Here is a 26,270-nt window from a genome sequence, read left to right as displayed (position 1 = left end):
TAGTGCGCGGGTGAGGTGGTGATCACAGAAGAGCCGTCTGTGATCCTTGCAAAGCAAGAGGCGTGGTTGGTGTTTTAAGGCCGTATCGGATTATTCTTTTGTGGCTACAACGATCAAAAGATAATAGAGGCAATTGTTCAGATACACCCTTTGAAAATTTGCTCAATGAACGCAACATAACCTTGCATATCGAACCCGAGGTTCGAGAATTCTTTGCTGATAAAGGCCCCTTTATGGGGCCCGTCCGCTTAGACGGATTATCCAAAAGGAAATTCAAGATCCTTTGGCAGAAAAAATCTTGTTTGGAGAAATTCACGACGAGATGGCTGTGACAGTGACAAAACAAGGTGATCGCTTAGCGTTTTTGCCTGAACAGTAGGCTTTGAGATAGTGCGCGGGTGAGGGGGTGGTCACAGAAGAGATGTCTGTGATCCTTGCAAAGCAAGAGGCGTGGTTGGTGTTTTAAGGCCGTATCGGATTATTCTTTTGTGGCTACAACGATCAAAAGATAATAGAGGCAATTGTTCAGATACACCCTTTGAAAATTTGCTCAATGAACGCAACATAACCTTGCATATCGAACCCGAGGTTCGAGAATTCTTTGCTGATAAAGGCCCCTTTATGGGGCCCGTCCGCTTAGACGGATTATCCAAAAGGAAATTCAAGATCCTTTGGCAGAAAAAATCTTGTTTGGAGAAATTCACGACGAGATGGCTGTGACAGTGACAAAACAAGGTGATCGCTTAGCGTTTTTGCCTGAAAAGTAGGCTTTGAGATAGTGCGTGGGTGAGGTGGTGATCACAGAAGAGATGTCTGTGATCCTTGCAAAGCAAGAGGCGTGTTGGTGCTTTTGCCTTCAACATAGGTTCGAGGAAAATTTCATGGTATCGAAAAGGGGGTGATAAGCTTCTTATGCCATAAAACACTGTTGTTTGACGGGCGCTCAGGTCTGCTGATCTGTATGCGTGGTCGATGGTAAAAATCTGCTATAAGATGCTGGATTCTTGACAGAGAAGTGTGCGGGCTGGGTGAAAGTTTTATTGAGCTAAAGTCTGCAAAGCTGTAAAAGCGTAAAAACGTTTATCTGTAAAAAAGAAAGGAGAATTTTTCTCCTGTGGGGGCGTTTTTTAAAGATGAGGAGGCGGTGGTGGGTAGTAAGTTTTATTGGTTGCTTTTTTTAGGCAAGACGTAAAAACGTGAAATCGTAAAAGGCAAGGGGAAGTTTTAGGATATGGGGAAGGAGGTGAGATCATTGTTTACGGAGTGCAGGGTCGTCCTTTGGAGGATTTTAAAAAGATGAGGGATTGTTCGGTGGTGGTTTGTACATTTTCTTTGTAACTTTCAGTAAAGCCGTAAAAGCGTAAAAATGTGGAATCGTGAAAATCAAGGGGAAGTTTTAGGACGTGGGGGGTATGTGTTGTGTGGTAGCGTTGTGCGCGCTTTGTGGGGTGTGTTTGGGGGGGGTGTTGGGTTTGTGGTATGGCGTGGAATGGGGGAGAAGATTGGGGCGTGGTTGGTGTTTTTGGCATCTTCTGATGTCCTAAAACACTGCTTTTTACGAGGCGGTGATGTCAGGCATGGGGAATTTTGAGTAGGGGAATGCTGGATATATGAATACATAATGTTTGAGAGCTTTTGTCTAATTGGATATTAACCACCAAATTGCTTTGCGTCGTGTTGGGTTTGTGGCATGACGTGGAATGGGGAGAGAAGGTTGGGGATGAGGAGTCTTGTAAACAGAGAGCACTGTTGAGGCGTGATGCGAGGGAATGGAGGGACAAGTTGGGGATGAGGAGTCTTATGAATGGGGCAATATGGTGTGATGAAGAGTGCTGTTGGGGTGTGATGCAAGGGTATGAAGGGAAGGATGGAGAGATAAATTGGGATGGAGGGGATAAGTCTGCGATCATTGCAAAGCAAGAGGTGTGGTTGGTGTTTTTGCCTTCAACATAGGTTCGAGGAAAAGTTCCATGGTATAAAGGGTGGTGATAAGCTTCTTATGCCATAACACACTGTTGTTTGAGGGGTTCTTAGGTGTGCTGTTCTGTATGCGTGGTCGATGGTAAAAATCTGCTATAAGATGCTGGATTCTTAACAGAGCTGCACGGGCTGGGTGAAAGTTTTATTTAGCTAAAGTCTTTAAATCTGTAAAAGCGTAAAAACGTTTATCTGTAAAAAAGAAAGGAGAATTTTTCTCCTGTGGGGGCATTTTTTAAAGAAAGGGGGCGGTGGTGGGTGGCAAGTTTTATTGGTTGCTTTTTTTAGGCAAGACGTAAAAATGTGGAATCGTGAAAGTCAAGGGGCAGTTTTAGGGCGTGGGGGGTATGCGTTGTGTGGTAGCGTTGTGCGCGCTTTATGGGGCGTGTTTGGGGGGGTGGGTTTGTGGCATGGCGTGGAATGGGGAGAGAAGGTTGGGGTGTGGTTTGGGATTTTGTTATCTTTTGATGTTCTAAAACACTGCTCTTTACGGGTCGGTGCTGTCAGGCATGGGGACTTTGAGTAGGGGAATGCTGGATATATGAATACATAATGTTTGAGAGCTTTTGTCTAATTGGATATTAACCATAAAATTGCTGTGCGTCGTGTTGGTTTTTTCTATGGCGTGGAATGGGGAAGAGGCTTGGGAAGAGGCTTGTGAATGGAGGATACGTTGTGATGACGAGTGCCGTAGGAGGGGTTGATGGGAGGAGATGGAAAGGAGAGAAGAGTGGGGAATGGACAGAGGTGGTGTATACAAGAGTTGGTGTGACGAAATGCATGAAGGATGGTGAGAGAGGATAGGGCATGCTTATGGCACTTGATGAAATACTCCCTTGGGATGGCATAAATTTTACTTGAAGGGGATGAGCCAAGAATGTTTACGAGCGCTTTTATCTAATCGGAAATCAACCATAAAATTGCCTTCTGTTTTTTCGGCTTAAGCTCTCTAAAATTTCTCACAAGAGCATGTTCCTTTTCACTATAGGTTTCTTGATCATCGTATGAGGGATTGTCTTTTGTGGAAATATCCGCTGTGACAAGATGAGCATAAAAAAAGGTAATGGGAACCTTCAGTCGGTTGGCAATTTCTTGTAAACGCTCTGCGCTTACACGGTTTAAACCTTTTTCGTACTTTTGAATTTGTTGGAAGCTGACACCTAAAGAGCTTCCTAATGCTTTTTGAGAAAGCCCCATGGCAATGCGTCTCTGACGAATTCTTTTACCAATTGAAATGTCATTAAAGTGTGAATTTTTGGTTTGCACTTTGTGTCCCCTCCGGTTGCGAGCGCCCTCGCATGAGTATTCCGGGAGGTTGAAAGTACTGAGCCTAATCAGCCTTTTGCTTTTAGTGCGTAAGACACACTTGGACATAGCAAAAGCTCCCGGAATTCCGGGATACCCGCAAAGCGGGACAAATTCATGTATTAGGCTTTTCAGGCTTCAACTCCCTATTGATCGCTGCGTAGACGATCAAAGCACCTTTTGAGTGATAAAGTAATTTCAAAAGATTGGCAAGAAAAATTAAAATATTTGCCTATGCGGTTATATTGTAAAAGAGTATTGTTTGCAGGTGTGGTGAAGAGAGCAGGAATATTCGGGATAAGCCAATGTGTGCTTTATGAAGCACTATCCGTTTAAAGGATGGAAATCTGAGGCCCACAAAGTGGGAAGCCAAGGGAATTGGTCAAGAGTTTTGGTTATTGTTTACTGAGCAGTGCGTGGGGCTGCTTTTAAAGGCCTCTTTATGGGGCCCGTCCGCTTAGACGGATTATCCAAAAGGAAATTCAAGATCCTTTGGCAGAAAAAATCTTGTTTGGAGAAATTCACGACGAGATGGCTGTGACAGTGACAAAACAAGGTGATCGCTTGGTGTTTTTGCCTGAAAAGTAGGCTTTGAGATAGTGCGTGGGTGAGGTGGTGATCACAGAAGAGATGTCTGTGATCCTTGCAAAGCAAGAGGCGTGTTGGTGCTTTTGCCTTCAACATAGGTTCGAGGAAAAATTCCATGGTATAAAGGGTGGTGATAAGCTTCTTATGCCATAACACACTGTTGTTTGAGGGGTTCTTAGGTGTGCTGTTCTGTATGCGTGGTCGATGATAAAAATCTGCTATAAGATGCTGGATTCTTAACAGAGCTGCACGGGCTGGGTGAAAGTTTCATTTAGCTAAATTCTGTAAAGCTGTAAAAGCGTAAAAACGTTTATCTGTAAAAAAGAAAGGAGAATTTTTCTCCTTTGGGGACATTTTTTTAAGAAAGGAGGTGGTGGTGGGTGGCAAGTTTTATTGGTTGCTTTTTTTAGGCAAGACGTAAAAATGTGGAATCGTGAAAGTCAAGGGGCAGTTTTAGGGCGTGGGGGGTATGTGTTGTGGTGGCGTTGTGCGCGCTTTATGGGGCGTGTTGGGGGGGGTTGGGTTTGTGGTATGGCGTGGAATGGGGGAGAAGATTGGGGCGTGGTTGGTGTTTTTGGCATCTTCTGATGTCCTAAAACACTGCTCTTTACGAGGCGGTGATGTCAGGCATGGGGAATTTTGAGTAGGGGAATGCTGGATATATGAACACATAATGTTTGAGGACTTTTGTCTGATTGGAAATGAACCATAAAATTTCTTTGCAACGTGTTGTGTTTTTCTATGGCGTGGAATGGGGGGAGATCGGGACGTGAAGAGTCTTATGCGTGGAGAGATATGTTGGGATGACGAGTGCCGTAGGGGATGTTGATTAGAGGGTGTGGAAAGGAGAGAAGAGTGGAGAATGGAGGAGAGAGTGTGGCGTGGAGGATGTGTATAAAAGATGGTGGTATGGGTGAGAGTTGATGTGAGGGGATGTGTGAAAAATAGCTTAAGAGAATGAGGCTAGTTTGTTTGTGTTTGATGAAGCAGCGTTTTTTGATGGAAAGTGATCTGAAGGTGGAATGATTGGTTGGATAAGAAGCATGTTTGTTGTTTATAGCGTGCGGGGTGGAAACTGTGTCCTTTAGGAGTGTTTTTTTAGATGAGGAGGCGGTGGGTGGCAAGTTTTATTGGTTGCTTTTTTAGGCAAGACGTAAAAACGTGTAATCGTAAAAAGCAAGGGGAAATTTTAAGATATGGGGATTTATACGGAGGATTTATGTGTTGTGGTGGCGTTGTGCGCGCTTTGGGGCGTGGTTGGAGGTGTGTGTTGGGTTTGTGGTATGGCGTGGAATGGGGGAGAAGACTGGGGTGTGGTTTGGGATTTTGTTGTCTTCTGATGTCCTAAAACACTGCTCTTTACGGGGCGGTGCTGTCAGGCATGGGGAATCTTGAGTAGGGGAATGCTGGATATATGAATACATAATGTTTGAGGGCTGTTGTCTGATTGGAAATTAACCATAAAATTGCTGTGCGTCGTGTTGGTTTTTTCTATGGCGTGAAATGAGGTGAGAGCGATTGGGAAGAGGCTTGTGACTGGAGAGATATGGTTGGGGTAAAGAGCGCTGTTGGGGTGTGATGGAAGGGTATGACGGGAGGAATGAAGGGATACATTGAGAGGGAGAGGGGGAAGTTTGTGGGGCTTGTTGATGGGAGAGGATAGGGTGAATAGAAGAGGGCGTGTGGGGGTATGGAGAGGTAAATGTTTTGATAAAGAGCGGTGATGGGGTATGTCTGGAGCAGAGTGTCTGTGAATGAAGGGATAAGTTGGCATGAAGAGGGAGGATGCGTTGTAAGTGTGTTATGGCGAATGAAGGAGAGGGTGTTGAAATGGTTGGAAATAAAGGGGTGTTGCTACGAGAGGGGAAATCTAGAGGGAAAACCCAAAGGGAAAACAATGTGAGGGGGAAAGTTTGGTTTTTATAATCATGAGGAGTTGAGCATTATATTTGTCGCGCCCTGTTGTGTCATATGACACATGAAGGGGGATGTTGTGAAATGGGGAAGGCTGTAAGACATATTCTTACAAGCGCGTGAATATGCAACACAATGACGTTTTATTTTGTGCTTTATATTTTGGGCGTTGTGGTTGTATGAGAGAGATGATCACAAAAAAGAATGATATGAAAAGATCAAAATAAAAGATAAAAACTTGACAAGGTCAATGTAAAAAGATATCATTATGACATAATCGGAATTGTAGCTCTCAATCAGATAGAGCTCTTGGTAAAAGCCGTAAAGGTCCCATAGGTGGGAGTTCCGTAAATAAAACTCCATAAAATAGGTAGAAAAATCATAAAATCTGTTGAGATGTAGCCGTGAAGTCTCCTGTAAAGTCCATTGAAACATAAAAGTTCATTGAAGAGAGAGTGAAAGATAATGGTTGGGAAAATGATGTGGTGGGGATCATTCAGGGTGACGTTGAGGGGGATTAAGCTTTCCGAGGTTTTGCTGTTTGTTGCTTCCTAAATTTTGCTATTTGTTGCTCTATGTGTGCGTCAAGATTTTGTCGTTTGAAATGGCGTGATATCCTGTTGTGCTGTAAAGCATATTGTTTGGGGTGTGGTGATTTAAATTTAGCAGGGGAATTGGCCTAGGCAAGAAATTGGAGTGTTGAGGGACCAGTGTTTATCTTATCATGCCGTAAAACACCGTCGTCTAAGGCGATGATATCAGGCATGGAAAAGTTTGAGGGCGGGGGTATTTTTTACGACCGATTGCGAATTTCTTTGCTGTTTAAGCAAAGATATAGGATGTGTAAGACCTACTTCTTCATCATTTTTTAGATGATGAGCGTTTTTCTGCTTTAAAATTTTACGGTAAAATACTGCTCTCTGAAGGATGATGCTCGTTGAGCAATGTAAATTTAAAGGTCCTTGTTGTGAGAGTGGCAGGTGAATATTTAAAGGGCAAGATTGGCAAGTTTGAAAAAACACCATGCTTTTGAAGGTGTGGTGATCTGAAGTCAACAGAGAAAACTTGCTTTAAGAGAAGCTGGATTGTTTCAGACTCGTGTTTACTGAGCAGCGCAGGGTGGTAAGCCTTTTGTTAGCTGCTTTCTAGTCAAGATGGAAAAGTGTAAAGGCGTGGATCTGTAAAAATCAGGTGCGGAACTTCGGCTTTTTAGGGGATTTTGCTTAATCAGAAATTAACCATAAAATTGCCTTTTGTTTTTTCGGCTGAAGCTCTCTAAAATTTTTTACAAGGGTTTGTTCCTTTTCACTGTAGATTTCTTGATCAGCGTAGGGGTGGTTGTCTTTTGTGGAAATATCCGCTGTGACAAGATGAGCATAAAAGAAGGTAATAGGGACCTTCAGCAGGTTGGCAATTTCTTGTAAACGCCCTGCGCTTACACGGTTGAAACCTTTTTCATATTTTTGAATTTGTTGGAAACTGACACCTAAAGAGCTTCCTAATGCTTTTTGAGAAAGCCCCATGGCAATGCGCCTCTGACGAATTTTTTTACCAATCGAAATGTCATTAAAGTGTGAATTTTTAGTTTGAAAATGTGGATTTTTGGTTTGCACTTTGTGCCCCCTCCGGTTGCGAGCGCCCTCGCATGAGTATTCCGGGAGGTTGAAAATACTGAGCTCAGTCAGCTTTTTGCTTTTAGTGCTGGTAAGCACCTGGACATAGCAAAAACTCCCGGAACTCCGGGATACCCACAACAGTGGGACAAATTTATGTACTGAGCGTTCGGGTTTTCAACTCCCTATTTGACCGTTGCGTGGACGATCAAAAACACGCGTTTATCAATAAAGTAATTTCAAAAGGTTGGCAAGAAAAATTAAAATCTTTGCTTATGTGGTTATATTGTAAAAGAGTGTTGTTTGAGGGGCGGAGGATAAGCGGGTGTGTAAATTAAAGGTGCCTGTTGTGAGAGTGACTGGTGAATAGTTTAGAGGTGGGCTTGCTTGGCGTGTTTTTTGCAGTACTGAACTTTGAGGGGGGATTGGTTGGGGCAAGAAGTTAGGTGGTTGTTTATAGAGTGCTGCGGGGTGGTTTTTTGGGGATTGTTTACTGAACAGCGCGCGGGGCTTATTTCTGTGAAAATGGTAAAGCGTAAAAGTGTGGATTTGTAAAAATCAGGTGCGGAATTTCGGCTTTATGGGGGCTTAATCAGAAATTAACCATAAGGGGGGAGTTTCTAGAGAAGAAGCTGGACTTTTTGACAGACCGGCGCTGGGTGGAATCCTCGTCCTTTGAGGTGAGGGGTGGAGGTCAATTTAGGCTTAAAAGACAGCTTGCTATAAAGAATTAGAAAAACTTCAATTGACCAGATTTAACGATTAAATTAAATTTGAATAAATGGTGTCAAAAGGAATTTTCTATGGAAAAGAAATTACCCAAAAGTTATATGACGGATGCGGAACGTGGGGAATTACGAGCAGGTGGTTTAGATCAAGATGGTATTTATACTGCCGAGTCAGAAGCTGCAGATCGTGCTGGTGATGATAAAGCTGCATGGGAATGGTTGGCAATGACTGAGCCTCCAGCACATACGCTTTTGTTTCTTAGATCTGAACATGGAGCACAATTTATTCGTGATATGGGATTTTCTACAAAAAAAGCTGATGAAAAATATGGTCCAGATTGGTTAGACAAAGGTGTTATGATAGGAGGCGATTATTTCTGAAGAGGATGACAAGATAGAAAAGATTTTTTTCCGTGAAAATAACTATATAGAAAGTCGTGCTCAAACATTAGTAACTAAGAAGCTACATGGTGTGTGGAATGAATTGTATGATCATGTTTGTCATGTTGGGTGTAGTAGTAACTTATCATTACTGATTAGTACAGAACGTAAAATTGTAGCAAATGACTTGTTTAGATATGCCAATAGTAAGTCTATGGCAGGGAGCCTCAAAACAGCTTTAGCGGAAATAGATGTTATTAAAGATCATGTAATGATTGTTTCTGATCCTAAGCAATATAACATCATCAATAGGGGACATAATCTACCAAAGCTTCGTAAAGGAGGATTGCCTTATGATGGAGCGCGACGAGCAATGGCATCGCACTATACACGGCTGAGAAATCTCGACAAAGGGCGTTTAGAAGACATGGAAAAGTCTATCCTTGATATGCGAATGAATAATATGAAGGTTATGCGCAAGATCTACGAAAAAATGCAAGCTAAAGCTATAGATCTTATCGCGCGATAAAGGACATCCTCTTTAAGAGATATTATATTTTTATCCTATCATGCCGTAAAACATCGTTCTTTGAGGTTGATGTTGCGTTATAGATTGATACATCTAGGTATTTTTTGTGCGCGCGTCATATTAAATATTTTAGGGATAGGCTTGCTTGGTGTGTTTTTTGAAGTACTGAACTTTGAGGGGGGATTGGTTGGGGCAAGAAGTTGGGTGGTTGTTTATAGAGTGCTGCGGGGTGGTCTTTTGGGGAATTGTTTACTGAGCAGTGCGTGGGGCTGCTGTGTAGTCAAGATGGTAAAGCGTAAAGGCGTGGATCTGTAAAAATCAGGTGCGGAACTTCGGCTTTGTAGGGGATTTTGCTTAATCAGAAATTAACCATAAAATTGCCTTTTGTTTTTTCGGCTGAAGCTCTCTAAAATTTTTTACAAGGGTTTGTTCCTTTTCACTGTAGATTTCTTGATCAACGTAGGGGTGGTTGTCTTTTGTGGAAATATCTTCTTTTGGGGCAATGTCTGTGTAAAAAAAGGTAACAGGGACCTTCAGCAGGTTGGCAATTTCTTGTAAACGCCCTGCGCTTACACGGTTGAAACCTTTTTCATATTTTTGAATTTGTTGGAAGCTGACACCTAAAGAGCTTCCTAATGCTTTTTGAGAAAGCCCCATTGTAACTCTTCTGTGACGAATTCTTTTACCAATCGAAATGTCATTAAAGTGTGAATTTTTAGTTTGAAAATGTGGATTTTTGGTTTGCACTTTGTGCCCCCTCCGGTCGCGAGCGCCCTCGCATTGGTATTCCGGGAGGTTGAAAATACTGAACTCGAATCAGCTTTTTTGCTTTTAGTGCATAAAATGCACTTGGACATAGCAAAAACTCCGGAACTCCGGGATACCCGCAAAGCGGGGCAAATTCATGTACGAGTTTTCGGGTTTTCAACTCCCTATTTGACCGTTGCGTGGACGATCAAAAACACGTGTTTATCAATAAAGTACTTTCAAAAGGTTGGCAAGAAAAATTAAAACTTTGCTCTTATACTGTAAGAGTGTTGTTATACTGTAAGAGTGTTGTTTGAGAGACGGAGGATAAGCGGGGGTGTAAATTAAAGGTGCCTGTTGTAAGAGTGACTGGTGAATAGTTTAGAGGTGGGCTTGCTTGGCGTGTTTTTTGAAGTACTGAACTTTGAGGGGGGATTGGTTGGGGCAAGAAGTTGGGTGGTTGTTTATAGAGTGCTGCGGGGTGGTTTTTTGGGGGATTGTTTACTGAGCAGCGCGCGGGGCTTATTTCTGTGAAAATGGTAAAGCGTAAAAGTGTGGATTTGTAAAAATCAGGTGCGGAATTTCGGCTTTATGGGGGCTTAATCAGAAATTAACCATAAGGGGGGAATTTCTAGAGAAAAAGCTGGACTTTTTGACAGACCGGCGTTGGGTGGAATCCTCGTCCTTTGAGGTGATAGCCCTTGAGACGAGGGGTGGCGATCATTTTTCTATGTCATGGGATTGATTTTTTTGATTGAAAAGGAAGCATAAGAATGGCTGAGAAACCTTGTCTTCCCTTAACTCGAAGAGGGCGGAAAAAAGGAACGATGAATAAAACAACAAAGCGGTTTAATGAAGCCTTACTGACAGCGGCAGAACAGGCTGGATCTCAGTATGGTGAGGATGGATTGGTCTCTTATCTGCAATATCATGCCCTGAATAATCCCGTGCCTTTTTTTTCGCTGCTGGCAAAAGTTTTGCCTCTTCAAGTAACGGGAGAAAGCGATATCAAAACAATCTCGCGGATCGAGATCGTACCGGTGAAGTCAAAAAAGACTCAATCGAAGAAACATAATCCTGAAGCGTGATCATGCGGAAATGCAAGCGGGTGATCGTGGAAAATGAGTTAGATGAGGACAGGGATGTGGAATGTCGTCTCAGGGGCTTTGATGGATGATACCTAAAGCGTGGCTTGGAGGAACTTTGGTGCATGGTTTGGTGGAGCATGTATGAAGCTAAGGTTATCCGTGCTTTTGTGATGGGCGCGTGATGTTTCAAGAGTTTTGGTGAAGGGGGCCGTGAGGGTTTCCGTGTGTGTGGAAAGGTTTTTGCGTGTTGGGGCGTGAGAACACGGCTTTTATGAGTTAGATGCCGTGTTGAGATCTTATCTTTGAGGAACCTTGGGGGGCGAAAAGTGTGAGGTTTGAGCAATCCTTTTAGGAAACCCCCTTGGGGGAAGTCCTTTTGGGGAAACCCCTTTTGGGGGAAGTCCTTTTGGGGGCGCTTTGTCCTAAGGGGTGTGATGTTGCCAGATGGTTTGCTTTTCTTTTCGTAAGGGAATGGTGAAATGGGGGCGGATACCATGCTTTTGTGGGGGACAGGGGCGCGGTGTCTGAGGGGGGCTTCGTGTGCTTGGAGGAGCTTTGGTGCATGGTTTGGTGGAGCATGTATGAAGCTAAGGTTATCTGTGCTTTTGTGATGGGCGCGTGATGTTTCAAGAGTTTTGGTGAAGGGGGCCGTGAGAGTTTTCGTGTGTTGGAGGGGTTTTTGCGTGTTGGGGCGTGAGAGCACGGCTTTTATGAATTAGATGCCGTGTTGAGATCTTATCTTTGAGGAACCTTGGGGGGCGAAAAGTGTGAGGTTTGAGCAATCCTTTTAGGAAACCCCCTTGGGGGAAGTCCTTTTGGGGGCGTCATTTTGGGGAAACCCTTTTAGGGCGCTTTGTCCTAAGGGGTGTGATGTTGCAAGGTGGTCTGCTTTGCTTTTCGTAAGGGAATGTTGAAATGGGGGCGGATACCATGCTTTTGTGGGGGACAGGGGCGCGGTGTCTGAGGGGGGCTTCGTGTGCTTGGAGGAGCTTTGGTGCATGGTTTGGTGGAGCATGTATGAAGCTAAGGTTATCCGTGCTTTTGTGATGGGCGCGTGATGTTTCAAGAGTTTTGGTGAAGGGGCCGTGAGGGTTTCCGTGTGTGTGGAGAGGTTTTTGCGTGTTGGGGCGTGAGAACACGGCTTTTATGAGTTAGATGCCGTGTTGAGATCTTACCTTTGAGGAACCTTGGGGGGGCGAAAAGTGTGAGGCTTGAGCAATCCTTTTAGGAAACCCCTTTTGGGGGAAACCCTTTTGGGGGAAACCCTTTTAGGGCGCTTTGTCCTAAGGGGTGTGATGTTGCAAGGTGGTTTGCTTTGCTTTTCGTAAGGGAATGGTGAAATGGGGGCGGATACCATGCTTTTGTGGGGGACAGGGGCGCGGTGTCTGAGAGGGCTCTTCGTGTGCTTGGAGGAGCTTTGGTGCATGGTTTGGTGGAGCATGTATGAAGCTAAGGTTATCTGTGCTTTTGTGATGGGTGCGTGATGTTTCAAGAGTTTTGGTGAAGGGTGCCATGAGAGTTTCCGTGTGTGTGGAAAGGTTTTTGCGTGTTGGGGCGTGAGAGCACGGCTTTTATGAGTTAGATGCCGTGTTGAGATCTTATCTTTGAGGGACCTTGGGGGGGCGAAAAGTGTGAGGCTTGAGCAATCCTTTTAGGAAACCCCCTTGGGGGAAGTCCTTTTGGGGCGCTTTGTCCTAAGGGGTGTGATGTTGCCAGATGGTCTGCTTTTCTTTTCGTAAGGGAATGGTGAAATGGGGGCGGATACCGTGCTTTTGTGGGGGACAGGGGCACGGTGTCTGAGAGGGCTCTTCGTGTGCTTGGAGGAACTTTGGTGCATGGTTTGGTGGAGCATGTATGAAGCTAAGGTTATCCGTGCTTTTGTGATGAGCGCGTGATGTTTCAAGAGTTTTGGTGAAGGGGCCGTGAGGGCTTCCGTGTGTGTGGAAAGGTTTTTGCGTGTTGGGGCGTGAGAGCATGGCTTTTATGAGTTAGATGCCGTGTTGAGATCTTATCTTTGAGGGACCTTGGGGGGCGACAAGTGTAAGGCTTGAGCAATCCTTTTAGGAAACCCCTTTTGGGGGAAACCCTTTTAGGGCGCTTTGTCCTAAGGGGTGTGATTTTGCCAGATGGTCTGCTTTGCTTTTCGTAAGGGAATGTTGAAATGGGGGCGGATACCGTGCTTTTGTGGGGGACAGGGGCACGGTGTCTGAGGGGGGGGCTTCGTGTGCTTGGAGGAGAAGGGCTTGGGGGCATATGGTGGGGGCTTATGGTGGGGGAATTTCATGCAAACAAAGGGAAATGCGCAAAAAAGGACAATGCCCAAAGAAAGGCAATGGATTGCGTATCAGGATGAAGAGAGCGCTGTTGGGAAGAGTGTTTTTCTTTAAAAGGTTCTGAAATGATGAAACTTGGTATTCTTTAAAAGAGTAAAAATCATTCTCAGTGATGAAAATTTATACATGACAACGGTTCAGAAAATTTCTCAAAAAATAGGGCAGACAGCTCAAGTGGCTCTTATTCCAAAGCTTATTCCTATCTTTTCCGGAAAAGCTGATGTACGAGCCGCTTGGGGCGGACGGGGTTCTGGAAAAACACGGTCTTTTGCTTTGATGTCGGCGGTGGTGGGATATCGCCATGGCATGGCAGGAGAACGCGGAATTATTCTTTGTGCGCGCCAGTTTCAAAATTCTCTCAATGAGAGCTCTTTGGAAGAAATTAAACGCGCCATAGAAGCTTATTCGTTTCTTCAAGACTATTATGAAATCGGCGATAAATATATTAAATCAAAAGATGGACGCATCGTCTATGTGTTTGCGGGTCTTGATCGAAATATTGCTAGTATTAAATCAATGGGGCGCGTTTTCTTGTGTTGGGTTGATGAGGCGGAGCCGGTCACCGAGACTGCTTGGCAAACGCTTATTCCAACTTTGCGTGAAGAGGGAGACGATTGGAATGCAGAATTATGGGTTACTTGGAACCCATGCCATGAAAATGCTCCCGTGGAAAAACGTTTTCGAAATGTCGATAATCCCAATATCAAAGGCGTGGAAATTAATTGGCGCGATAATCCGCAATTTCCTGAAAAACTTAATCGAGATAGAATGGACGATTTGCAGCAAAGACCAGAGCAGTATAACCATATTTGGGAAGGGGACTATCTCCAAGCTGTGCAAGGTGCTTATTATCAAAAATGTCTTTTGGAAGCGCAAATGGAAGGGCGGATTACCACCGTTCCACGGGATCCTTTGATACAGGTGAAAATCTTTTGGGATATCGGGGGAACAGGCGCTAAAGCCGATGCAACCGCTTTGTGGGTGGCGCAATTTGTCGGACGTGAAATTCGCGTGCTCGATTATTATGAAGCACAAGGACAACCGCTTTCAGAGCATGTGGGGTGGATTTTTCAAAGGGGATATGAAAAGGCACTGATGGTCTTACCCCATGATGGCGCGACAAAAGATCGTGTTTATAATGTTAGTTTTGAAAGTGCGCTGCAACAAGCCGGTTTTCAAACCAAAATCATTCCTAATCAGGGAACAGGCGCTGTGAAAATGCGTATCGAAGCCGTAAGGCGTTTGTTTCCTGCTCTATGGTTTAACGAAGAGACAACAGGTGCGGGGAGAAAAGCACTCGCTTGGTATCATGAAAAGCGTGATGAACAGCGCAATATTGGTCTTGGGGCTGAACATGATTGGGCAAGCCATGGCGCGGATGCCTTTGGATTGATGTGTGTGGCTTATGAACAGCCCCATGCGCGCGCACGAAAAAGTACCTATCGCTCTTCTCACCGTTCTCAAACTTCATGGATGGCTTTTTAATGAATATGTCTACAGATTCTTCTTTTTCTTCTTCTTCTTTTGAGCAAATCGAAACGCTTGAACAGCAAGCGCTCTTTAAAAAACTTGTCGGGTGGTATCAGGATGATATTGCGCATGTCGAAAAATGGCGAAAAAATGCCCAAGAAGACTATGATTTTTATAATGGGCGACAATGGAATGAGCAAGACTTGGCTGTCTTGAACGAACAAAATAGACCCGTGATGACTTTTAATCGTATTGCACCTTTGATTAATGCTGTCATTGGAACAGAACGCAATAATAAACGACAAGTGCAGTTTATTCCACGACAAGAAGGCGCAGCCTTTGCCAACCAGATCTTGACAGGAGCGGCCGAATGGTTTCGTGATGAAGCTGACGGCGAATATGAAGATTCCGATGCTTTTCAAGATGCGATCATTTGCGGAATGGGATGGACCGATACGCGCCTTGATTATGAAGAAAATCCGCAAGGAAACCCCGTTATTGCAAGGCTCGATCCTATGAAAATGGTCTGGGATGCGAGTGCTGTTAAGCCTAATCTTATTGATGCACAACGTTTATGGTATATTGATGAAAAGCCTCTGGATGTGGCGGCCGAAATGTTTCCCCATGTTCATTGGAGCGATCTTCATGCCGATTGGGTAAAACATCAGGGGTTCTTATACCCTACCAGCAATGGTATGACGAAAAGCTATGAGGCAGGGGGGTATCAAGGAGAGGGAGCCTATCTGGAAGAAGAGGTTGGTGGTTCTCAACGACCTAAAATGGTGACATTGGTGGAATGTCGCTGGTTTGAACGTGAGGTGGTCTATAAAGTACTCGAGCCGCAAAGTGGACAGTTTATTGAGTATTTGGAGCGTGATTTTCAAAGTTTAAGAAAAGAATTTCCCGATATTCAAGCAACAAGATTGACCAGAAAAATTGTCAAACGCGCATTTTTGGGCAGAAAGCTGCTTGAAGAACCCGATAAGCCTTTGGTCCCAGCAGGTCAATTGGGGTGGGAGTGTATTACCGGTACTTTTGATAAATTAAGCCGACACTTTTACGGACTGGTGCGCCCTACAAAAGATCCGCAACGTTGGGCAAATAAATATTTTAGTCAAGTCATGCATTTGCTTAATAGCCAATCAAAAGGCGGGATTATGGCAGAACGCGATGCTTTTGATGATGATCGACAAGCCCTTGAGAGTTGGGCTCGCGCTGATAGTATTACTTGGTTGAAAAGTGGGGCTGTTGCTGGGGGCAGAATTCAGCCTAAACCGGTGGCACAATTTCCGCAAGGTTTTTTCCAATTGTTTAATGAAGCAAAAAGCGCTCTTGAACAAGTGACGGGCTTGTCTTCTGAATTCATTGGAACACGAGCGGTTAACCAGCCGGGTATTCTTGAACAACAACGCCGTCAGTCATCTCTTAATCTTTTGGCTTCCTTTTTTGATGCTTTGCGTCGCTATCGACAACGGCAGGGAAAAATTATTCTCTATCTGATTCAAAATTACCTCTCCGATGGGCGGTTGGTGCGTATTGCAGGCGATGAAAATGCCCAATATGTTCCTCTCACACGCGAAATGGTGACCAGTTTGGAATATGATATTGTTGTGGATGATGCCCCAACAAGTCTCAATGAAAAAGAGCGTACTTTTGCATTGATTATGCAATTGCTTCCTTTGATGCAAAATTTTGCAACACCAGAGATTATGCTCGATCTCTTGCGCTATTCACCTTTACCAGCCTCCCTTATTCATAAAATTGCGATCAAAGCGCAAAATGCGCTCCAAGAAGAACAAAATGCCGCAACACAAAATGCTGTAGTGCAAAATACTGCAAAACAGATGGGGGATCACGAGGGCGTAGAGCAGATCATGCAGATGTTACAAAGTGCAAATGATCAACAATAACAACGTTTTATGAGGAATCTTGTCATTATGGTCACTATGATGGAGGGCATGGTGGGGGATGTTGGCGCTTAACTGATGGGTGATCTTGGAGGCATTTTGTTTTATTGAGCGACAAGAGGATTGGTGGTGAGGGGGTATTGAGCGGTGGGGCTTATTAAGCGGGGGCTTATAAATTTCTATAGCACAGTGTTGCTCATGGCGTGCACTGTCGTTTCTCCTTTATTTCAGCGGCGTTGTTTACCCCTTGGGTGTTGAAGGGCGGGGGTGTTTTGGTATGAGATTGATCGGTGGTGGGAGGTATTTTGTCATTATGGTCATCATGGTGGAGGGGGATGCTAGGGGTATGCGTGAGTTCAGCTGATGTTTCGGAGGCATTTTATTTTATTGAGCGACAAGAGGATTGGTGGTGAGGGGATATTGAGCGTTGGGGCTTATTAAGCGGGGGCTTATAAATTTCTATAGCACAGTGTTGCTCATGGCGTGCACTGTCGTTTCTCCTTTATTTCAGCAGCGTTGTTTACCCCTTGGGTATGGCAGGGGTGTTTTGGTGTGAGATTGATCAGTGGTGGGAGGTATTTTGTCATCATGGTGGAGGGGGATGCTAGGGGTATGCGTGAGTTCAGCTGATGTTTCGGATGCATTTTATTTTACTGAGCGACAAGAGGATTGGTGGTGAGGGGATATTGAGCGTTGGGGCTTATTAAGCGGGGGCTTATAAATTTCTATAGCACAGTGTTGCTCATGGCGTGCACTGTCGTTTCTCCTTTATTTCAGCAGCGTTGTTTACCCCTTTGGGGATGAAGGGCGGGGGTGTTTTGGTGTGAGATTGATTGGTGGTGGGAGGTATTTTGCCATCATGGTCATTCATGGGGGGAGAGGTATGGTGGGGGGAATGGTGGTATGGTGGAGCGGCTGGAGCTGTTGGTGCTCAACGGATCAAAGAGCATTGAGGGGATTAATGCTTACAGATCGTTTTATCGGAAAAATTTCATTTTATTGTTTTTACAAAAGAAAAGGCTAATGTCATGGATCAAGAACACTTAACGCCGGCAGAACAAAACCATTTGAAACAGGATTTTCAGGACTCAATACAAGAGGGAGAAGCCGGTGAAAGTGGAAGAGAAGAAAAGGCTTTGCAAGAAAATTTCCAAGAGCAAAACCTGCAACAACAGTCCTTTTCACAAGACAGTGGAAAAGAGGGGCTGGGGGGGCAGGATGGTCCACCAGATCCGCAAAAGGATTTTATGGGCTATATGCAATGGTTGGGAAAAACACTCCAAAAACAAGGGCTGTTGCGTGAACAACAACAACCTTCTCCAGTTCGCGAAGCAGAACAATTACAGGCGTTTTATCAGCAATCTGTTGCCAGTGTTAAACAAAAGCATGATGATTTTGATCAAGCAGCCGATTTTATTTATGAAACGCGTGCAAAACAGTTGGCCGCTTTTGCTTCACTCTATCCGGAGTTGGCTGATCCGCAAAATATTGATGCAAGGATTGGTGATGAGTTGAAACAGATTTTGCGTGATTGTGCGCAAAAAAATCAAAATCCGGCTGAAGTGATCTACGCGATTGCACAAAATTTTGGCTATACAAATGTTTCCAATACCATGGGGGAAGACTTACAGGAAAGACACAATTCTGCACGCACGCTTGCCGCTTATAATGGCTTGGCACCCAGTGGGGCGGTTTCTTTAGATATGCTGGATAAAATGTCAGAAGCAGAATTTAGCGCTTGGGTTGCTGAGCCTAAAAATAAAGCCGCTTTTAATCGTTTAATGGGGGGAAGAGAATTTTAAGACAAGAATGCGGTAGGTGTTTTTTTGCCGGATATGTGGAGGGGCTTTGGGCGCGGGGAACTGTGGTGAGAGGCTTTTTGTGGGAACATTTGCAAGGGCTTTTGATGCGTGAATGCGCGAGGGAGGTTTTTTGTGGGAACATGTGGAGGAGCTTTTAGTGCGGGAATGCGTGGGAAGGCTTTTTACGGGAACCGTGCAAGGGGTTTTGATACGCGGGGAATGCGGGGGCTATTTTTTCTGAATACCTGAGAGGCTTTTGGGTGTGGGAATGCGTGAGGGGATATGCGTGGGCTGAGGCTTGCGTGAGTGGTGGTGGGGATTTCTCAAAGCTAAAGAGGCGGTGAGGAGAGCTCTTAATAGAAGGGGAGGCAGACGCTAACAAAAACAAAACACACGAGAACACAACTTATTCACCATCTGAAATGAAATGTGGTGTTTTGAGTATCCGGCACTTTGCCGGTTTTTTTATGTCAATAAACTTTTAGAGGATAAAATGACTGTAACTTATATCGGACTTAATGACCCAATGGCCGTGCGCACATGGTCTAAACTCTTAAATCAAGAAGTCTCAAAAGCAATCCCGATTGCGCCACTGATTGGAAATGATTCAAACAGTATCGTACAGTTAAAAGATGAAACCAATAAGGCAAGTGGCGATGCCATTAGCTTTGGTTTGCGTGTGCAACTGCTCGGTGATGGGGTCAGTGAAGGGCAAACTTTGGAAGGAAATGAAGAAGCTTTACAGTTTCTCAATGATCGCTTGGCCATTAATGAACTTGTTCATGCCGTGCGGGTCAAAAATGAGGGCACCATTGATCAGCAACGCATTCTCCACGATTTGCGCACGGAAGCAAAAAATGGTTTGGTGGATTGGTATGCGGATCGTTTGAGTATGATGTTCTTCATTCAAGTGTGCGGATATACCGCAAAATCCATTAACTTTGAAGGACGGTCCATTACCCTTAAACCCGTTCATTATGGCTTTAATGCCCCAACCGCACCTACCAATAAACGTGTGGTGCGTCCTAACAATAAAACAAAAGATGAAGATCTAAAAGAAAATGATGTTTTTGATCTTAAACTGATCGATAAAGCGGTTGAACGCGCTAAATTGGCCAATCCTAAAATTAGACCTGTACGCATCGATGGGGAAAGTGTCTATGTGCTTTATCTTCATCCAACCCAAGTAACGCAATTGCGCACCAATACCGATGCGGGGCAATGGCTCGACATTACGAAGGCAATCTATAGTGGAAGCCGGATCAAAAATCCGCTCTATGATGGATCTTTAGGCATGTATAATGGTGTGGTTTTACGCGAAGCCGAACATATTACCGAAGGGGTTGAGTCTGGAGCCGCCAATAAAGCTGTTCCCAATGTGCGTCGTGCGGTGTTGCTTGGGGCGCAAAGTGCTGTGATCGCCTTTGGGAAAGATCGTGGCGCAACACGCTATAAATTGGTCGAAGAACTCTTTGATTATGAAAGGGAATTCGGGGTCGCAGCAAAAACCATTATTGGCATGAAAAAAACCTGCTTTACCTTGCCTGGAAGTGCGCAAGGGGCTCAAGATTTTGGAACAATTGTCATTCCAACATATGGTGCACCTGCTTAAAGAAAATGATGACTTGCTTCCCCCAACAGATTCTTTTTGTTGGGGGAAAGATTTAAAAATGCTTCCCAAAAAAAGGATAGGCTTATGACCACTTTCTCCGTTGATGCTAACACGCGCGAGTTTACATATTCAGATCATTCTAAAACTTTTGCCTCTATGGTCGCGCTTATTCAAGATGAAATTGACGATACAACCGCTGAATATTCTCCGCAAATTCAAGATTCAATTGTTACGGCTTTACGTCTGTGTGAACGCGAACCCTTTTTCTTTAATGAAAAACAAGAAAGAACCTTCAAAACACAAAGTGGAAAAACATGGTATGGGCCAGAAGAGGGCGTTGTTATTAAATCAGAAAAAACGCTGGAGAGCGTCTTTTTAGCAACAAAGAATGCAACGCAAACAAAGTTGTTCTTTAAGCCCTTGGAAGTGTTGCATCAGCAATATGGTCGGCATCCTGAGTTAGGAACACCGTGCTTTTATACGTACAGTGAGCAAAAAATAGGGCTCTTTCCAACACCAGAAAGTGTTGAAACCGTACAGCTTTCTTACGTTCCTATCCATTTGGTGGATGAACAACTCAGAGAAGATAATAATCCTTGGCTCATTTATGCTTTTGATCTCATTAAAGCACGCGCAAAATATGAACTGTATAAAAATATCCTTAAAGATCCCGAATATGCGGCCGTTTCTTTTAGAGATTTTCAAGAACAGCTGCAAGCTTTGCGTATTGAAACATCACGCAGAAAAGATTCTTCAAAGATTCAGCCAATGCATTTTTAAAAAATGCTTGTTCATATTTATGCTTAAGAGGGGTATGGATACTTAAATGAGCGCTGGAGCTAGAAGAATTTTAGGATTTGGATGGGGTTTGAGAGGCTGGTGTTAAGAGTGCTGAGGCTTAGATTGCCATGAAAGGGCGAGCGTTAAGGGTGCTTGAAGGCTTTTTCTCAATTACTGGAGTCGGTCACTAGATTTCAGCTTGATATTGGGGGGCTGGTATTGGGAATGTTGGCCATGGGAGAAGTGTTGGTCATGGGGAAAGTATGGGCATTAAAGCGTGTGGGTGATTTTTGGTGAGATGCTGCTGGAGGGTAGTGGGCTTATCATTATCTATGGTCTCACTTTTTTTGAGGCATTTTTATCAACTTATAGTTGTGTTATTGATTGAATTTTGTGCTCTTAAAATTTTATTTTAAGGGTTTTTGTGGTTTTAATGAGCAAGCCTTGGTGTTTTGGCACTGGGGTTTTCAAACATTTTATGGGGGGCTTGATGGCTTTTTTCCCAATCGCTGATTATCGACCCGATGTGGCGGATATCAATGGAATTTTTACCGATGAACTTGTCAATGTGCTTCCGGCGGATGGCTCTTATATCCCTATGCCAAGTTTTGAACCTTTGTCAGAGCCATGTCCAGAACAAATTTTAGGGGCTCTGGCGGTTAAAACAAAAAATGGCGTTTCGATTATTGTTGGGACAAGAGAAAAAATCCTCTTGCTTGATAATACAACAATGTACTGGAAAGATATTAGCCAAAAAGGAAAACCCTATATGGCGAATGTCGATGCGCCGTGGTCTTTTGCTTTATTTGGTGATTTTATCATTGCGGTGAATGCCAATGATAAACCACAAGTGATCGATATTATTCATGATAAAGCATTTAGAAATTTAGGGGGAAATCCACCACAAGCAGGCATCGTTCGCGTCTGGGGTGATTTCGTGTGTTTGATGAAATTAACCGAGCATCCAAGACGGGTTCATTGGTCGGGATTGAATGATGCAGAATTTTGGACCGTGGGGAAAAAAAGCTGTGATTATCAAGACTTTCCTGATGGCGGGTTCGTGCAAGGCGCAACGGAGACAACAAATCCCATTATCTTTATGCGTTCTGCAATCTATGCTGGGTCTTTTATTCCTGGCTCTAAGATTATTTTTAGTTTCCAAAAAATTCACGATAAACGAGGTGCAAAAAATGCTGAATCAATTGTTTGTCGGGGAGATTTGGCATTCTTTGCCGATGAGGGTGGTTTTTATCAAATAACCAATGACGGACAGATTATCCCCATTGGCTTTGAAAAAGTTGATCGAACCATGACCGCTAAATCAAGACAGAGTAATCTTTATACCATGTCTGCGGCGATTGATGGGGTGTATAATCGTGTTTATTGGATGGTGGATACCGATGAAAGCCTTCATAAACGCATCTTGCTCATTTATGATTGGGGGTTGCAAAAATGGACAAAAGCTCTCGTGGATATCAAAATGATCCTCCCCATTTTCTTGACGGGAACAACGCTAGAAGCTCTTGATTTTGTCGCTCAGAATATTGATGATTTAGCCTTTTCTCTCGATAGTAAAGCGTGGAAAAATGAATCGCCTATTCTGGGGGCATTTGATCAACAGGGCAGACTGGGGTCGTTTTCGGGGTCTCCTATGGCTTGTGTGGTTACTTCACAAGAAATGGGGCAGACAAATGGCATGATAACACGGGTGAAAAATATTATGCCCCAAGTCAATAGTGGAAAGTATTATTTGTCTGTGGGAATGCGCTTTCGACAATCTCTTGAAGAGGAAACCGTTTGGTTGCCAGAAAAACAGCCTTCTTATAATACCGGACAAATTCATTGTCGCGCAAGAGCACGGTTTTATCGCTTTAAATTGCGCATTCCGGAGGGAATGAATTGGACTCATGTCACGGGATTTGATGTGGAATTGAAGGCCGCCGGCATGCGATAGCCAAGCCATGACAATAAAAGAACAGATGCGGTGAGCCCAAGCCACAATAATAAAAGAATAGATGCGGTGAGCCCAAGACATGATGATCAAAGGATCGATGTGGTAGGCTTAAGTCCTTATCATCCAAGCGATAGGGTGGGGTGGATGTTTCTTTGTAAAAAAGGTGCTCTCTGTATCTTGCGATACTAAGGGATAGTGGGCTTTTGACATAAGGGATGGGGGGCTTTTTCTTCTTTTTTGAAAATTGTGCGCGAGGTCATGGAATGCGTGAAGTCTGCAGGGGGGGCTTTTTAAGGATATGTGGGTGAAAAGTTTAAGAAAGCTAAGATCATGATGAAAGATCATCAAGATTGTCAAGATTGTCAAGAGGTGTATTCTGCTCACCTAACAGAGCATTGGTCCTGGGAAAAAATAGCGCCCTATCAAGAGGCCCTTAATGCGGCGTTTCAAAAATATGCTCGGCGCTTTCCAGATGATGTTTGTTTGGAAAAAATTGCTGAAGAAATCGCCACCGGACAAGCACAATTGTGGCTGGTCTTAAAAAATAAAATCCAATTTAGTGCTTTTGCAATAACGAAAATTGAAAGGGCCCATACGGGGAAAAAATGCGTCGTTCTCTCAGATCTGGCTGGAGAGGGAGGGCTGAAATTGGTCAAATTGATCGAGGAGGTCGAAAAATGGGCACGAAAAATCAAGGCTGAAGAATTGCACATGTTTGGAAGAACGGGATGGGCAAAAAGGCTCGCGCATCACGGATATTCTCGTCATCTTATTCAATATAGAAAGGTTCTGGTTTTATGAGTAGAAAAAAAACACCGCAAGTGCAGACGACAACACAAACCAATGCCCCTCCTGCTTGGGCGGCGGGTATTCTAAAACAAGCTACTGCGGATGCACAGGAGCTTTATAATAAGGGTATTGGGGGAAATGTTTATCAGGGAGACAGAGTTGCCGGTCTGAGCAATATGACAAAAAATGCGCTGTCGGGTTTACAACAAGCCGCAGGGCTTTATAACAATCCTATGGTCACGCAGTGGTTAAATGCACCAACCAATAGTGCGGCCAATCTTTCCGGTATGGCAAAGGGAAATTGGATTGGCAGCAATAGTAAGTTTAATGCTGCACTGCAAAATGCTCTGAATAAAACATCTGATGCCATTAATCAATCGATGTCTGGGGCAGGACGTTATGGCTCTGGAGCCCATACCGGTGTGCTCGCTGATGAGCTCGGCGCCTTGGCAACAAATGCGGTAGCGCAGCAATATAATCAAGATATTAGCAATATGATGAATGCAAACCAGATGATTGATCGCGCGCAGCATGATCAAGCAAATGCTGCAAATGCTTATTATCAAGGTCAGAGTAACGCGCAAAGCAATGCTTTAAAAGGGGGGATGATTCAAGATATGAATCGTCAAAATATCTTAGATGCTGAGCGTCAAAAATGGTCAGAACAAGATAATCAAGATTGGAACCGTTTGGAACGCTTGTTACAGGTGGGAACACAAGCGGCTGGAAATTATGGAACAACTTCCGGAAAATCCACAACAATCCCTTCTGTAACAAAAGATCCGTTGAGTGATGCCCAAAAAGTGCTGGGATTGGTCGGAGGAATTTTAGGGCTTTGTGATGTGAGAGCAAAAGAAAATATTATCCCTCTGGGAGAGAAAAAAGGCTACCCTCTTTATAGCTTTAACTATAAAGGAAATCCACAACGTTATCAGGGCGTTATGGCGCAAGATGTGTTGCGCGTGAAGCCGGAAGCTGTTTTTGTCAATGCGAAAACAAAATTACTCCATGTGGATTATGACCAAATAGGCTTGAAAATGAAGAAAATAAAAATGGAGGAAACGACGGCATTTAAAAATAGAATTGCGGCTTTCTTTGCTTCCGTTTTTTCTCGTTTTCCTTTTTTAAAAAAAGAGTGTCTTTTATGAGTTCTATTTATAATTGGTCAATCATCGCATCAGAAAATGCTTATGCCGATGAGAATATAAACTGGGCTGAAGGGCAACCCCCCAGTTCAGTCAATGATAGTGCGCGCGCTATGATGCAACGGATTAAAGAATATTTGTTGGATAATGGGGGCGTGATTGAAACACAGTTTACGGTTGATGAGGAGAATAAGAGCACATCCCTTCGTTTGTCCACAAAGTCTTTTTTTGAGACTTATATGGAAGGCATTGTGGTGCGCTTTAAAGCACAAGAGGTCAATAGAGGCATAACCAATGTTTCTTTAAATCAATTGCCGCCAAAACCAACCTATATGGCAACGCCTGAAGGTATTGTGCCTTTAAAGGGGGGAGAAATCCAAAAGGGAGGGCTTTATGAACTCGTCTATACGTGTGATATTGCTGGGAAAAATGCTGATGGCTGGTTTTTAACCAATCCGACCATAAAGCTTCCTGAAATTCCGCCTTTTCCTCCTTTACCGGAATCTTTTTCATCTGGATTTATTGGCACTTTTGCGAGTGAAAAAATACCTTCTGGGTGGCTGCTGTGTGATGGTAAAGAATATTCGCGAAAGAACTATGCTAATCTCTTTGCTGTTTTGGGGGAAACATGGGGAAAAGGAGATGGGCAAACAACATTTAATGTTCCTGATTTGCGGGGAATGTTTTTGCGGGGGCTCGATAGTGGGAGAAAAATTGATAAAGGACGTCTCTTAGGCAGTCAACAAGAAGGGTCTTTTAAAGCCCATACCCATGAAGGAAAAACAGATGCGGCAGGTAAACACCAGCATGGTGTGTCTAGGTCTAAAAACTATATTATAAAGCACGGCTGGGGTGAAACTCAGGAATATACAGCTATTGTTATCGATGATAATTGGTTGACAGGAGAAGCGGGAGAGCATGAACATAAGATTTCGTTGCAAAAAACAGGGGGTGATGAAACGCGTCCCGTCAATATGGCGGTGGTTTATGCCATCAAAACCTAAGAATGCAAGCTTTAAGAGAGATAAAAATGATTGAAAAATATCTGGGATGAGAAAAAAGCCTTATCGCATAGAGTGTGTAGAAAGTTTTGCGGGGCTTTAGAAAAAACATCTCTCTCTCTTTGTTATTGTGTTTTATTATAGAGCCTATTTTGAAGAGGTATCAGGGAAGCTCTTTACTTTTCTTGGCGAGGAGCAAGAGAATGATCATTGAAGGGTGGGGGTAAAGAGAGATGAAAAATCTTCCTTATATTTAGAGCGTTTTTGGGATGAGAAATCAAAGCTTTTATCCACTCTTTCTCTTAGTTGTATTGTGCTATATTGTTTAGAAATTCTTGAGCTTAGCGCTTTGATGAATGATGAGAAGATGAGAAAAAGTGCATGGATCATTTTATTTTATGATGTTCTTAAAGTCTCATCCTTAAAACACCATCAAGGCGGTGATATCAGTAAAACAGCTTGATCCATGAAATATTGCAGAGAAAAGATTTAGGGCAGGGTTTGTTCATAGAGCTTAAAGCCCATAAAACTTTATGCAAGCCAAATACATCAATGCTCAGTTGGTGAAATCTTTTGAAGAGGAAGTCCCAAGTGGGATTTTACGAGA

General features: G+C 43.8%; 24 protein-coding genes and 3 pseudogenes. 23 read left to right on the top strand and 4 right to left on the bottom strand.

What is annotated here, in order from left to right; genetic code table 11:
- Positions 1 to 152: 152 nt before the first annotated feature.
- From AC6ER9_RS02000 to AC6ER9_RS01975, 6 genes and pseudogenes are all read left to right on the top strand, one after another.
- Positions 153 to 379: pseudogene (locus AC6ER9_RS02000) on the top strand (ClpB D2-like domain containing protein); the annotation flags it as partial.
- Positions 380 to 540: 161 nt separating this feature from the next.
- A pseudogene (locus AC6ER9_RS01995) lies at positions 541 to 767 on the top strand (ClpB D2-like domain containing protein); the annotation flags it as partial.
- Positions 768 to 1,366: 599 nt separating this feature from the next.
- Positions 1,367 to 1,591 (top strand): hypothetical protein, encoded by a 225-nt coding sequence (locus tag AC6ER9_RS01990; RefSeq protein ID WP_497074774.1) that lies wholly within the window; start codon positions 1,367 to 1,369, stop codon positions 1,589 to 1,591.
- Positions 1,592 to 1,800: 209 nt separating this feature from the next.
- Positions 1,801 to 1,953: a hypothetical protein gene (locus AC6ER9_RS01985; RefSeq protein ID WP_497074773.1), complete on the top strand. Its 153-nt coding sequence runs from the start codon at positions 1,801 to 1,803 to the stop codon at positions 1,951 to 1,953.
- Positions 1,954 to 2,278: 325 nt separating this feature from the next.
- Positions 2,279 to 2,503, top strand: a complete 225-nt coding sequence (locus tag AC6ER9_RS01980) for a hypothetical protein (protein WP_497074772.1) — start codon at positions 2,279 to 2,281, stop codon at positions 2,501 to 2,503.
- 131 nt (positions 2,504 to 2,634) lie between these two features.
- Entirely contained in the window at positions 2,635 to 2,781 is a 147-nt protein-coding gene (locus tag AC6ER9_RS01975) for a hypothetical protein (RefSeq protein WP_497074771.1), read from the top strand.
- A 93-nt stretch (positions 2,782 to 2,874) separates the two neighbouring features.
- On the opposite strand, the gene AC6ER9_RS01970 is transcribed toward AC6ER9_RS01975, so the two are convergent.
- Positions 2,875 to 3,243 carry a helix-turn-helix domain-containing protein gene (locus AC6ER9_RS01970; RefSeq protein WP_497074770.1) on the bottom strand — a complete coding sequence of 123 codons (369 nt, stop codon included), beginning with the start codon at positions 3,241 to 3,243 and terminating at the stop codon, positions 2,875 to 2,877.
- A 474-nt stretch (positions 3,244 to 3,717) separates the two neighbouring features.
- Here AC6ER9_RS01970 and AC6ER9_RS01965 point away from each other — a divergent pair.
- The 3 genes and pseudogenes from AC6ER9_RS01965 to AC6ER9_RS01955 form a co-directional block, all read left to right on the top strand.
- A pseudogene (locus AC6ER9_RS01965) lies at positions 3,718 to 3,870 on the top strand (ClpB D2-like domain containing protein); the annotation flags it as partial.
- Positions 3,871 to 4,293: 423 nt separating this feature from the next.
- Positions 4,294 to 4,458 carry a hypothetical protein gene (locus tag AC6ER9_RS01960; protein ID WP_497074769.1) on the top strand — a complete coding sequence of 55 codons (165 nt, stop codon included), beginning with the start codon at positions 4,294 to 4,296 and terminating at the stop codon, positions 4,456 to 4,458.
- Between the two features lie 608 nt (positions 4,459 to 5,066).
- Positions 5,067 to 5,210, top strand: a complete 144-nt coding sequence (locus AC6ER9_RS01955; RefSeq protein WP_497074768.1) for a hypothetical protein — start codon at positions 5,067 to 5,069, stop codon at positions 5,208 to 5,210.
- Positions 5,211 to 7,007: 1,797 nt separating this feature from the next.
- Here the strand turns inward: AC6ER9_RS01955 and AC6ER9_RS01950 are convergent.
- A complete protein-coding gene (locus AC6ER9_RS01950; protein WP_497074767.1) occupies positions 7,008 to 7,397 on the bottom strand; it encodes a helix-turn-helix domain-containing protein in 390 nt (129 codons plus the stop codon).
- Positions 7,398 to 8,200: 803 nt separating this feature from the next.
- On the opposite strand from AC6ER9_RS01950, the gene AC6ER9_RS01945 reads away from it, so the two are divergent.
- The gene (locus tag AC6ER9_RS01945) at positions 8,201 to 8,506 is read left to right on the top strand and encodes a hypothetical protein (protein ID WP_497074766.1); all 306 of its coding nucleotides are present in this window, start codon (positions 8,201 to 8,203) and stop codon (positions 8,504 to 8,506) included.
- 91 nt (positions 8,507 to 8,597) lie between these two features.
- On the top strand, positions 8,598 to 9,035 hold the full coding sequence (locus tag AC6ER9_RS01940; RefSeq protein ID WP_497074765.1) for a hypothetical protein: 438 nt from the start codon (positions 8,598 to 8,600) through the stop codon (positions 9,033 to 9,035).
- Between the two features lie 354 nt (positions 9,036 to 9,389).
- Here AC6ER9_RS01940 and AC6ER9_RS01935 read toward each other — a convergent pair whose 3' ends face one another.
- Positions 9,390 to 9,782 (bottom strand): helix-turn-helix domain-containing protein, encoded by a 393-nt coding sequence (locus AC6ER9_RS01935; protein WP_497074764.1) that lies wholly within the window; start codon positions 9,780 to 9,782, stop codon positions 9,390 to 9,392.
- A gap of 773 nt (positions 9,783 to 10,555) precedes the next feature.
- On the opposite strand from AC6ER9_RS01935, the gene AC6ER9_RS01930 reads away from it, so the two are divergent.
- On the top strand, positions 10,556 to 10,870 hold the full coding sequence (locus AC6ER9_RS01930; protein WP_497074763.1) for a hypothetical protein: 315 nt from the start codon (positions 10,556 to 10,558) through the stop codon (positions 10,868 to 10,870).
- A gap of 1,283 nt (positions 10,871 to 12,153) precedes the next feature.
- Here AC6ER9_RS01930 and AC6ER9_RS01925 read toward each other — a convergent pair.
- Complete coding sequence (locus tag AC6ER9_RS01925) at positions 12,154 to 12,384, bottom strand: hypothetical protein (RefSeq protein ID WP_497074762.1); 231 nt, start codon at positions 12,382 to 12,384, stop codon at positions 12,154 to 12,156.
- Between the two features lie 237 nt (positions 12,385 to 12,621).
- Between AC6ER9_RS01925 and AC6ER9_RS01920 the strand changes: the two genes are divergently transcribed.
- From AC6ER9_RS01920 to bgtC, 11 genes are all read left to right on the top strand, one after another.
- On the top strand, positions 12,622 to 12,765 hold the full coding sequence (locus AC6ER9_RS01920) for a hypothetical protein (RefSeq protein ID WP_497074761.1): 144 nt from the start codon (positions 12,622 to 12,624) through the stop codon (positions 12,763 to 12,765).
- A gap of 266 nt (positions 12,766 to 13,031) precedes the next feature.
- Positions 13,032 to 13,223, top strand: coding sequence for a hypothetical protein (locus AC6ER9_RS01915; protein ID WP_497074760.1), 192 nt, complete (start codon positions 13,032 to 13,034; stop codon positions 13,221 to 13,223).
- 106 nt (positions 13,224 to 13,329) lie between these two features.
- The gene (locus AC6ER9_RS01910; protein ID WP_497074759.1) at positions 13,330 to 14,688 is read left to right on the top strand and encodes a PBSX family phage terminase large subunit; all 1,359 of its coding nucleotides are present in this window, start codon (positions 13,330 to 13,332) and stop codon (positions 14,686 to 14,688) included.
- Positions 14,673 to 16,583, top strand: coding sequence for a BaGTA-type gene transfer agent portal protein BgtI (gene bgtI / locus AC6ER9_RS01905; protein WP_497074758.1), 1,911 nt, complete (start codon positions 14,673 to 14,675; stop codon positions 16,581 to 16,583). The genes AC6ER9_RS01910 and bgtI overlap by 16 nt, the downstream gene beginning before the upstream one ends.
- 1,025 nt (positions 16,584 to 17,608) lie before the next feature.
- Positions 17,609 to 18,382, top strand: a complete 774-nt coding sequence (locus tag AC6ER9_RS01900; RefSeq protein ID WP_497074757.1) for a hypothetical protein — start codon at positions 17,609 to 17,611, stop codon at positions 18,380 to 18,382.
- A gap of 493 nt (positions 18,383 to 18,875) precedes the next feature.
- On the top strand, positions 18,876 to 19,994 hold the full coding sequence (gene bgtG, locus AC6ER9_RS01895; protein WP_497074756.1) for a BaGTA-type gene transfer agent major capsid protein: 1,119 nt from the start codon (positions 18,876 to 18,878) through the stop codon (positions 19,992 to 19,994).
- Positions 19,995 to 20,078: 84 nt separating this feature from the next.
- Entirely contained in the window at positions 20,079 to 20,774 is a 696-nt protein-coding gene (locus AC6ER9_RS01890; RefSeq protein WP_497074755.1) for a phage adaptor protein, read from the top strand.
- Between the two features lie 490 nt (positions 20,775 to 21,264).
- Complete coding sequence (bgtE, locus tag AC6ER9_RS01885) at positions 21,265 to 22,728, top strand: gene transfer agent protein BgtE (RefSeq protein WP_497074754.1); 1,464 nt, start codon at positions 21,265 to 21,267, stop codon at positions 22,726 to 22,728.
- 330 nt (positions 22,729 to 23,058) lie between these two features.
- The gene (locus AC6ER9_RS01880) at positions 23,059 to 23,529 is read left to right on the top strand and encodes a hypothetical protein (RefSeq protein ID WP_497074753.1); all 471 of its coding nucleotides are present in this window, start codon (positions 23,059 to 23,061) and stop codon (positions 23,527 to 23,529) included.
- Positions 23,526 to 24,665, top strand: a complete 1,140-nt coding sequence (gene bgtD / locus AC6ER9_RS01875) for a BaGTA-type gene transfer agent maturation protease BgtD (RefSeq protein ID WP_497074752.1) — start codon at positions 23,526 to 23,528, stop codon at positions 24,663 to 24,665. The genes AC6ER9_RS01880 and bgtD overlap by 4 nt, the downstream gene beginning before the upstream one ends.
- A complete protein-coding gene (bgtC, locus tag AC6ER9_RS01870) occupies positions 24,662 to 25,666 on the top strand; it encodes a gene transfer agent tail collar protein BgtC (protein ID WP_497074751.1) in 1,005 nt (334 codons plus the stop codon). Before bgtD ends, bgtC begins: the two co-directional genes overlap by 4 nt.
- The last annotated feature ends 604 nt before the right edge of the window (positions 25,667 to 26,270 follow it).

The organism is Bartonella sp. SL317 (assembly GCF_059687655.1).
This window is presented reverse-complemented; position numbering and strand designations above follow the sequence as displayed.

Bases quoted from the DNA above. Each gene is read 5' to 3' on its own strand.
- AC6ER9_RS01990 (WP_497074774.1), top strand. From the start codon at position 1,367: ATGTGGAATCGTGAAAATCAAGGGGAAGTTTTAGGACGTGGGGGGTAT.
- AC6ER9_RS01985 (WP_497074773.1), top strand. From the start codon at position 1,801: ATGAATGGGGCAATATGGTGTGATGAAGAGTGCTGTTGGGGTGTGATG.
- AC6ER9_RS01980 (WP_497074772.1), top strand. From the start codon at position 2,279: ATGTGGAATCGTGAAAGTCAAGGGGCAGTTTTAGGGCGTGGGGGGTAT.
- AC6ER9_RS01960 (WP_497074769.1), top strand. From the start codon at position 4,294: ATGTGGAATCGTGAAAGTCAAGGGGCAGTTTTAGGGCGTGGGGGGTAT.
- AC6ER9_RS01955 (WP_497074768.1), top strand. From the start codon at position 5,067: ATGGGGATTTATACGGAGGATTTATGTGTTGTGGTGGCGTTGTGCGCG.
- AC6ER9_RS01945 (WP_497074766.1), top strand. From the start codon at position 8,201: ATGGAAAAGAAATTACCCAAAAGTTATATGACGGATGCGGAACGTGGG.
- AC6ER9_RS01930 (WP_497074763.1), top strand. From the start codon at position 10,556: ATGGCTGAGAAACCTTGTCTTCCCTTAACTCGAAGAGGGCGGAAAAAA.
- AC6ER9_RS01925 (WP_497074762.1), bottom strand. From the start codon at position 12,384: ATGGCACCCTTCACCAAAACTCTTGAAACATCACGCACCCATCACAAA.
- AC6ER9_RS01920 (WP_497074761.1), top strand. From the start codon at position 12,622: ATGGGGGCGGATACCGTGCTTTTGTGGGGGACAGGGGCACGGTGTCTG.
- AC6ER9_RS01915 (WP_497074760.1), top strand. From the start codon at position 13,032: ATGGGGGCGGATACCGTGCTTTTGTGGGGGACAGGGGCACGGTGTCTG.
- AC6ER9_RS01910 (WP_497074759.1), top strand. From the start codon at position 13,330: ATGACAACGGTTCAGAAAATTTCTCAAAAAATAGGGCAGACAGCTCAA.
- bgtI (WP_497074758.1), top strand. From the start codon at position 14,673: ATGGATGGCTTTTTAATGAATATGTCTACAGATTCTTCTTTTTCTTCT.
- AC6ER9_RS01900 (WP_497074757.1), top strand. From the start codon at position 17,609: ATGGATCAAGAACACTTAACGCCGGCAGAACAAAACCATTTGAAACAG.
- bgtG (WP_497074756.1), top strand. From the start codon at position 18,876: ATGACTGTAACTTATATCGGACTTAATGACCCAATGGCCGTGCGCACA.
- AC6ER9_RS01890 (WP_497074755.1), top strand. From the start codon at position 20,079: ATGACCACTTTCTCCGTTGATGCTAACACGCGCGAGTTTACATATTCA.
- bgtE (WP_497074754.1), top strand. From the start codon at position 21,265: ATGGCTTTTTTCCCAATCGCTGATTATCGACCCGATGTGGCGGATATC.
- AC6ER9_RS01880 (WP_497074753.1), top strand. From the start codon at position 23,059: ATGATGAAAGATCATCAAGATTGTCAAGATTGTCAAGAGGTGTATTCT.
- bgtD (WP_497074752.1), top strand. From the start codon at position 23,526: ATGAGTAGAAAAAAAACACCGCAAGTGCAGACGACAACACAAACCAAT.
- bgtC (WP_497074751.1), top strand. From the start codon at position 24,662: ATGAGTTCTATTTATAATTGGTCAATCATCGCATCAGAAAATGCTTAT.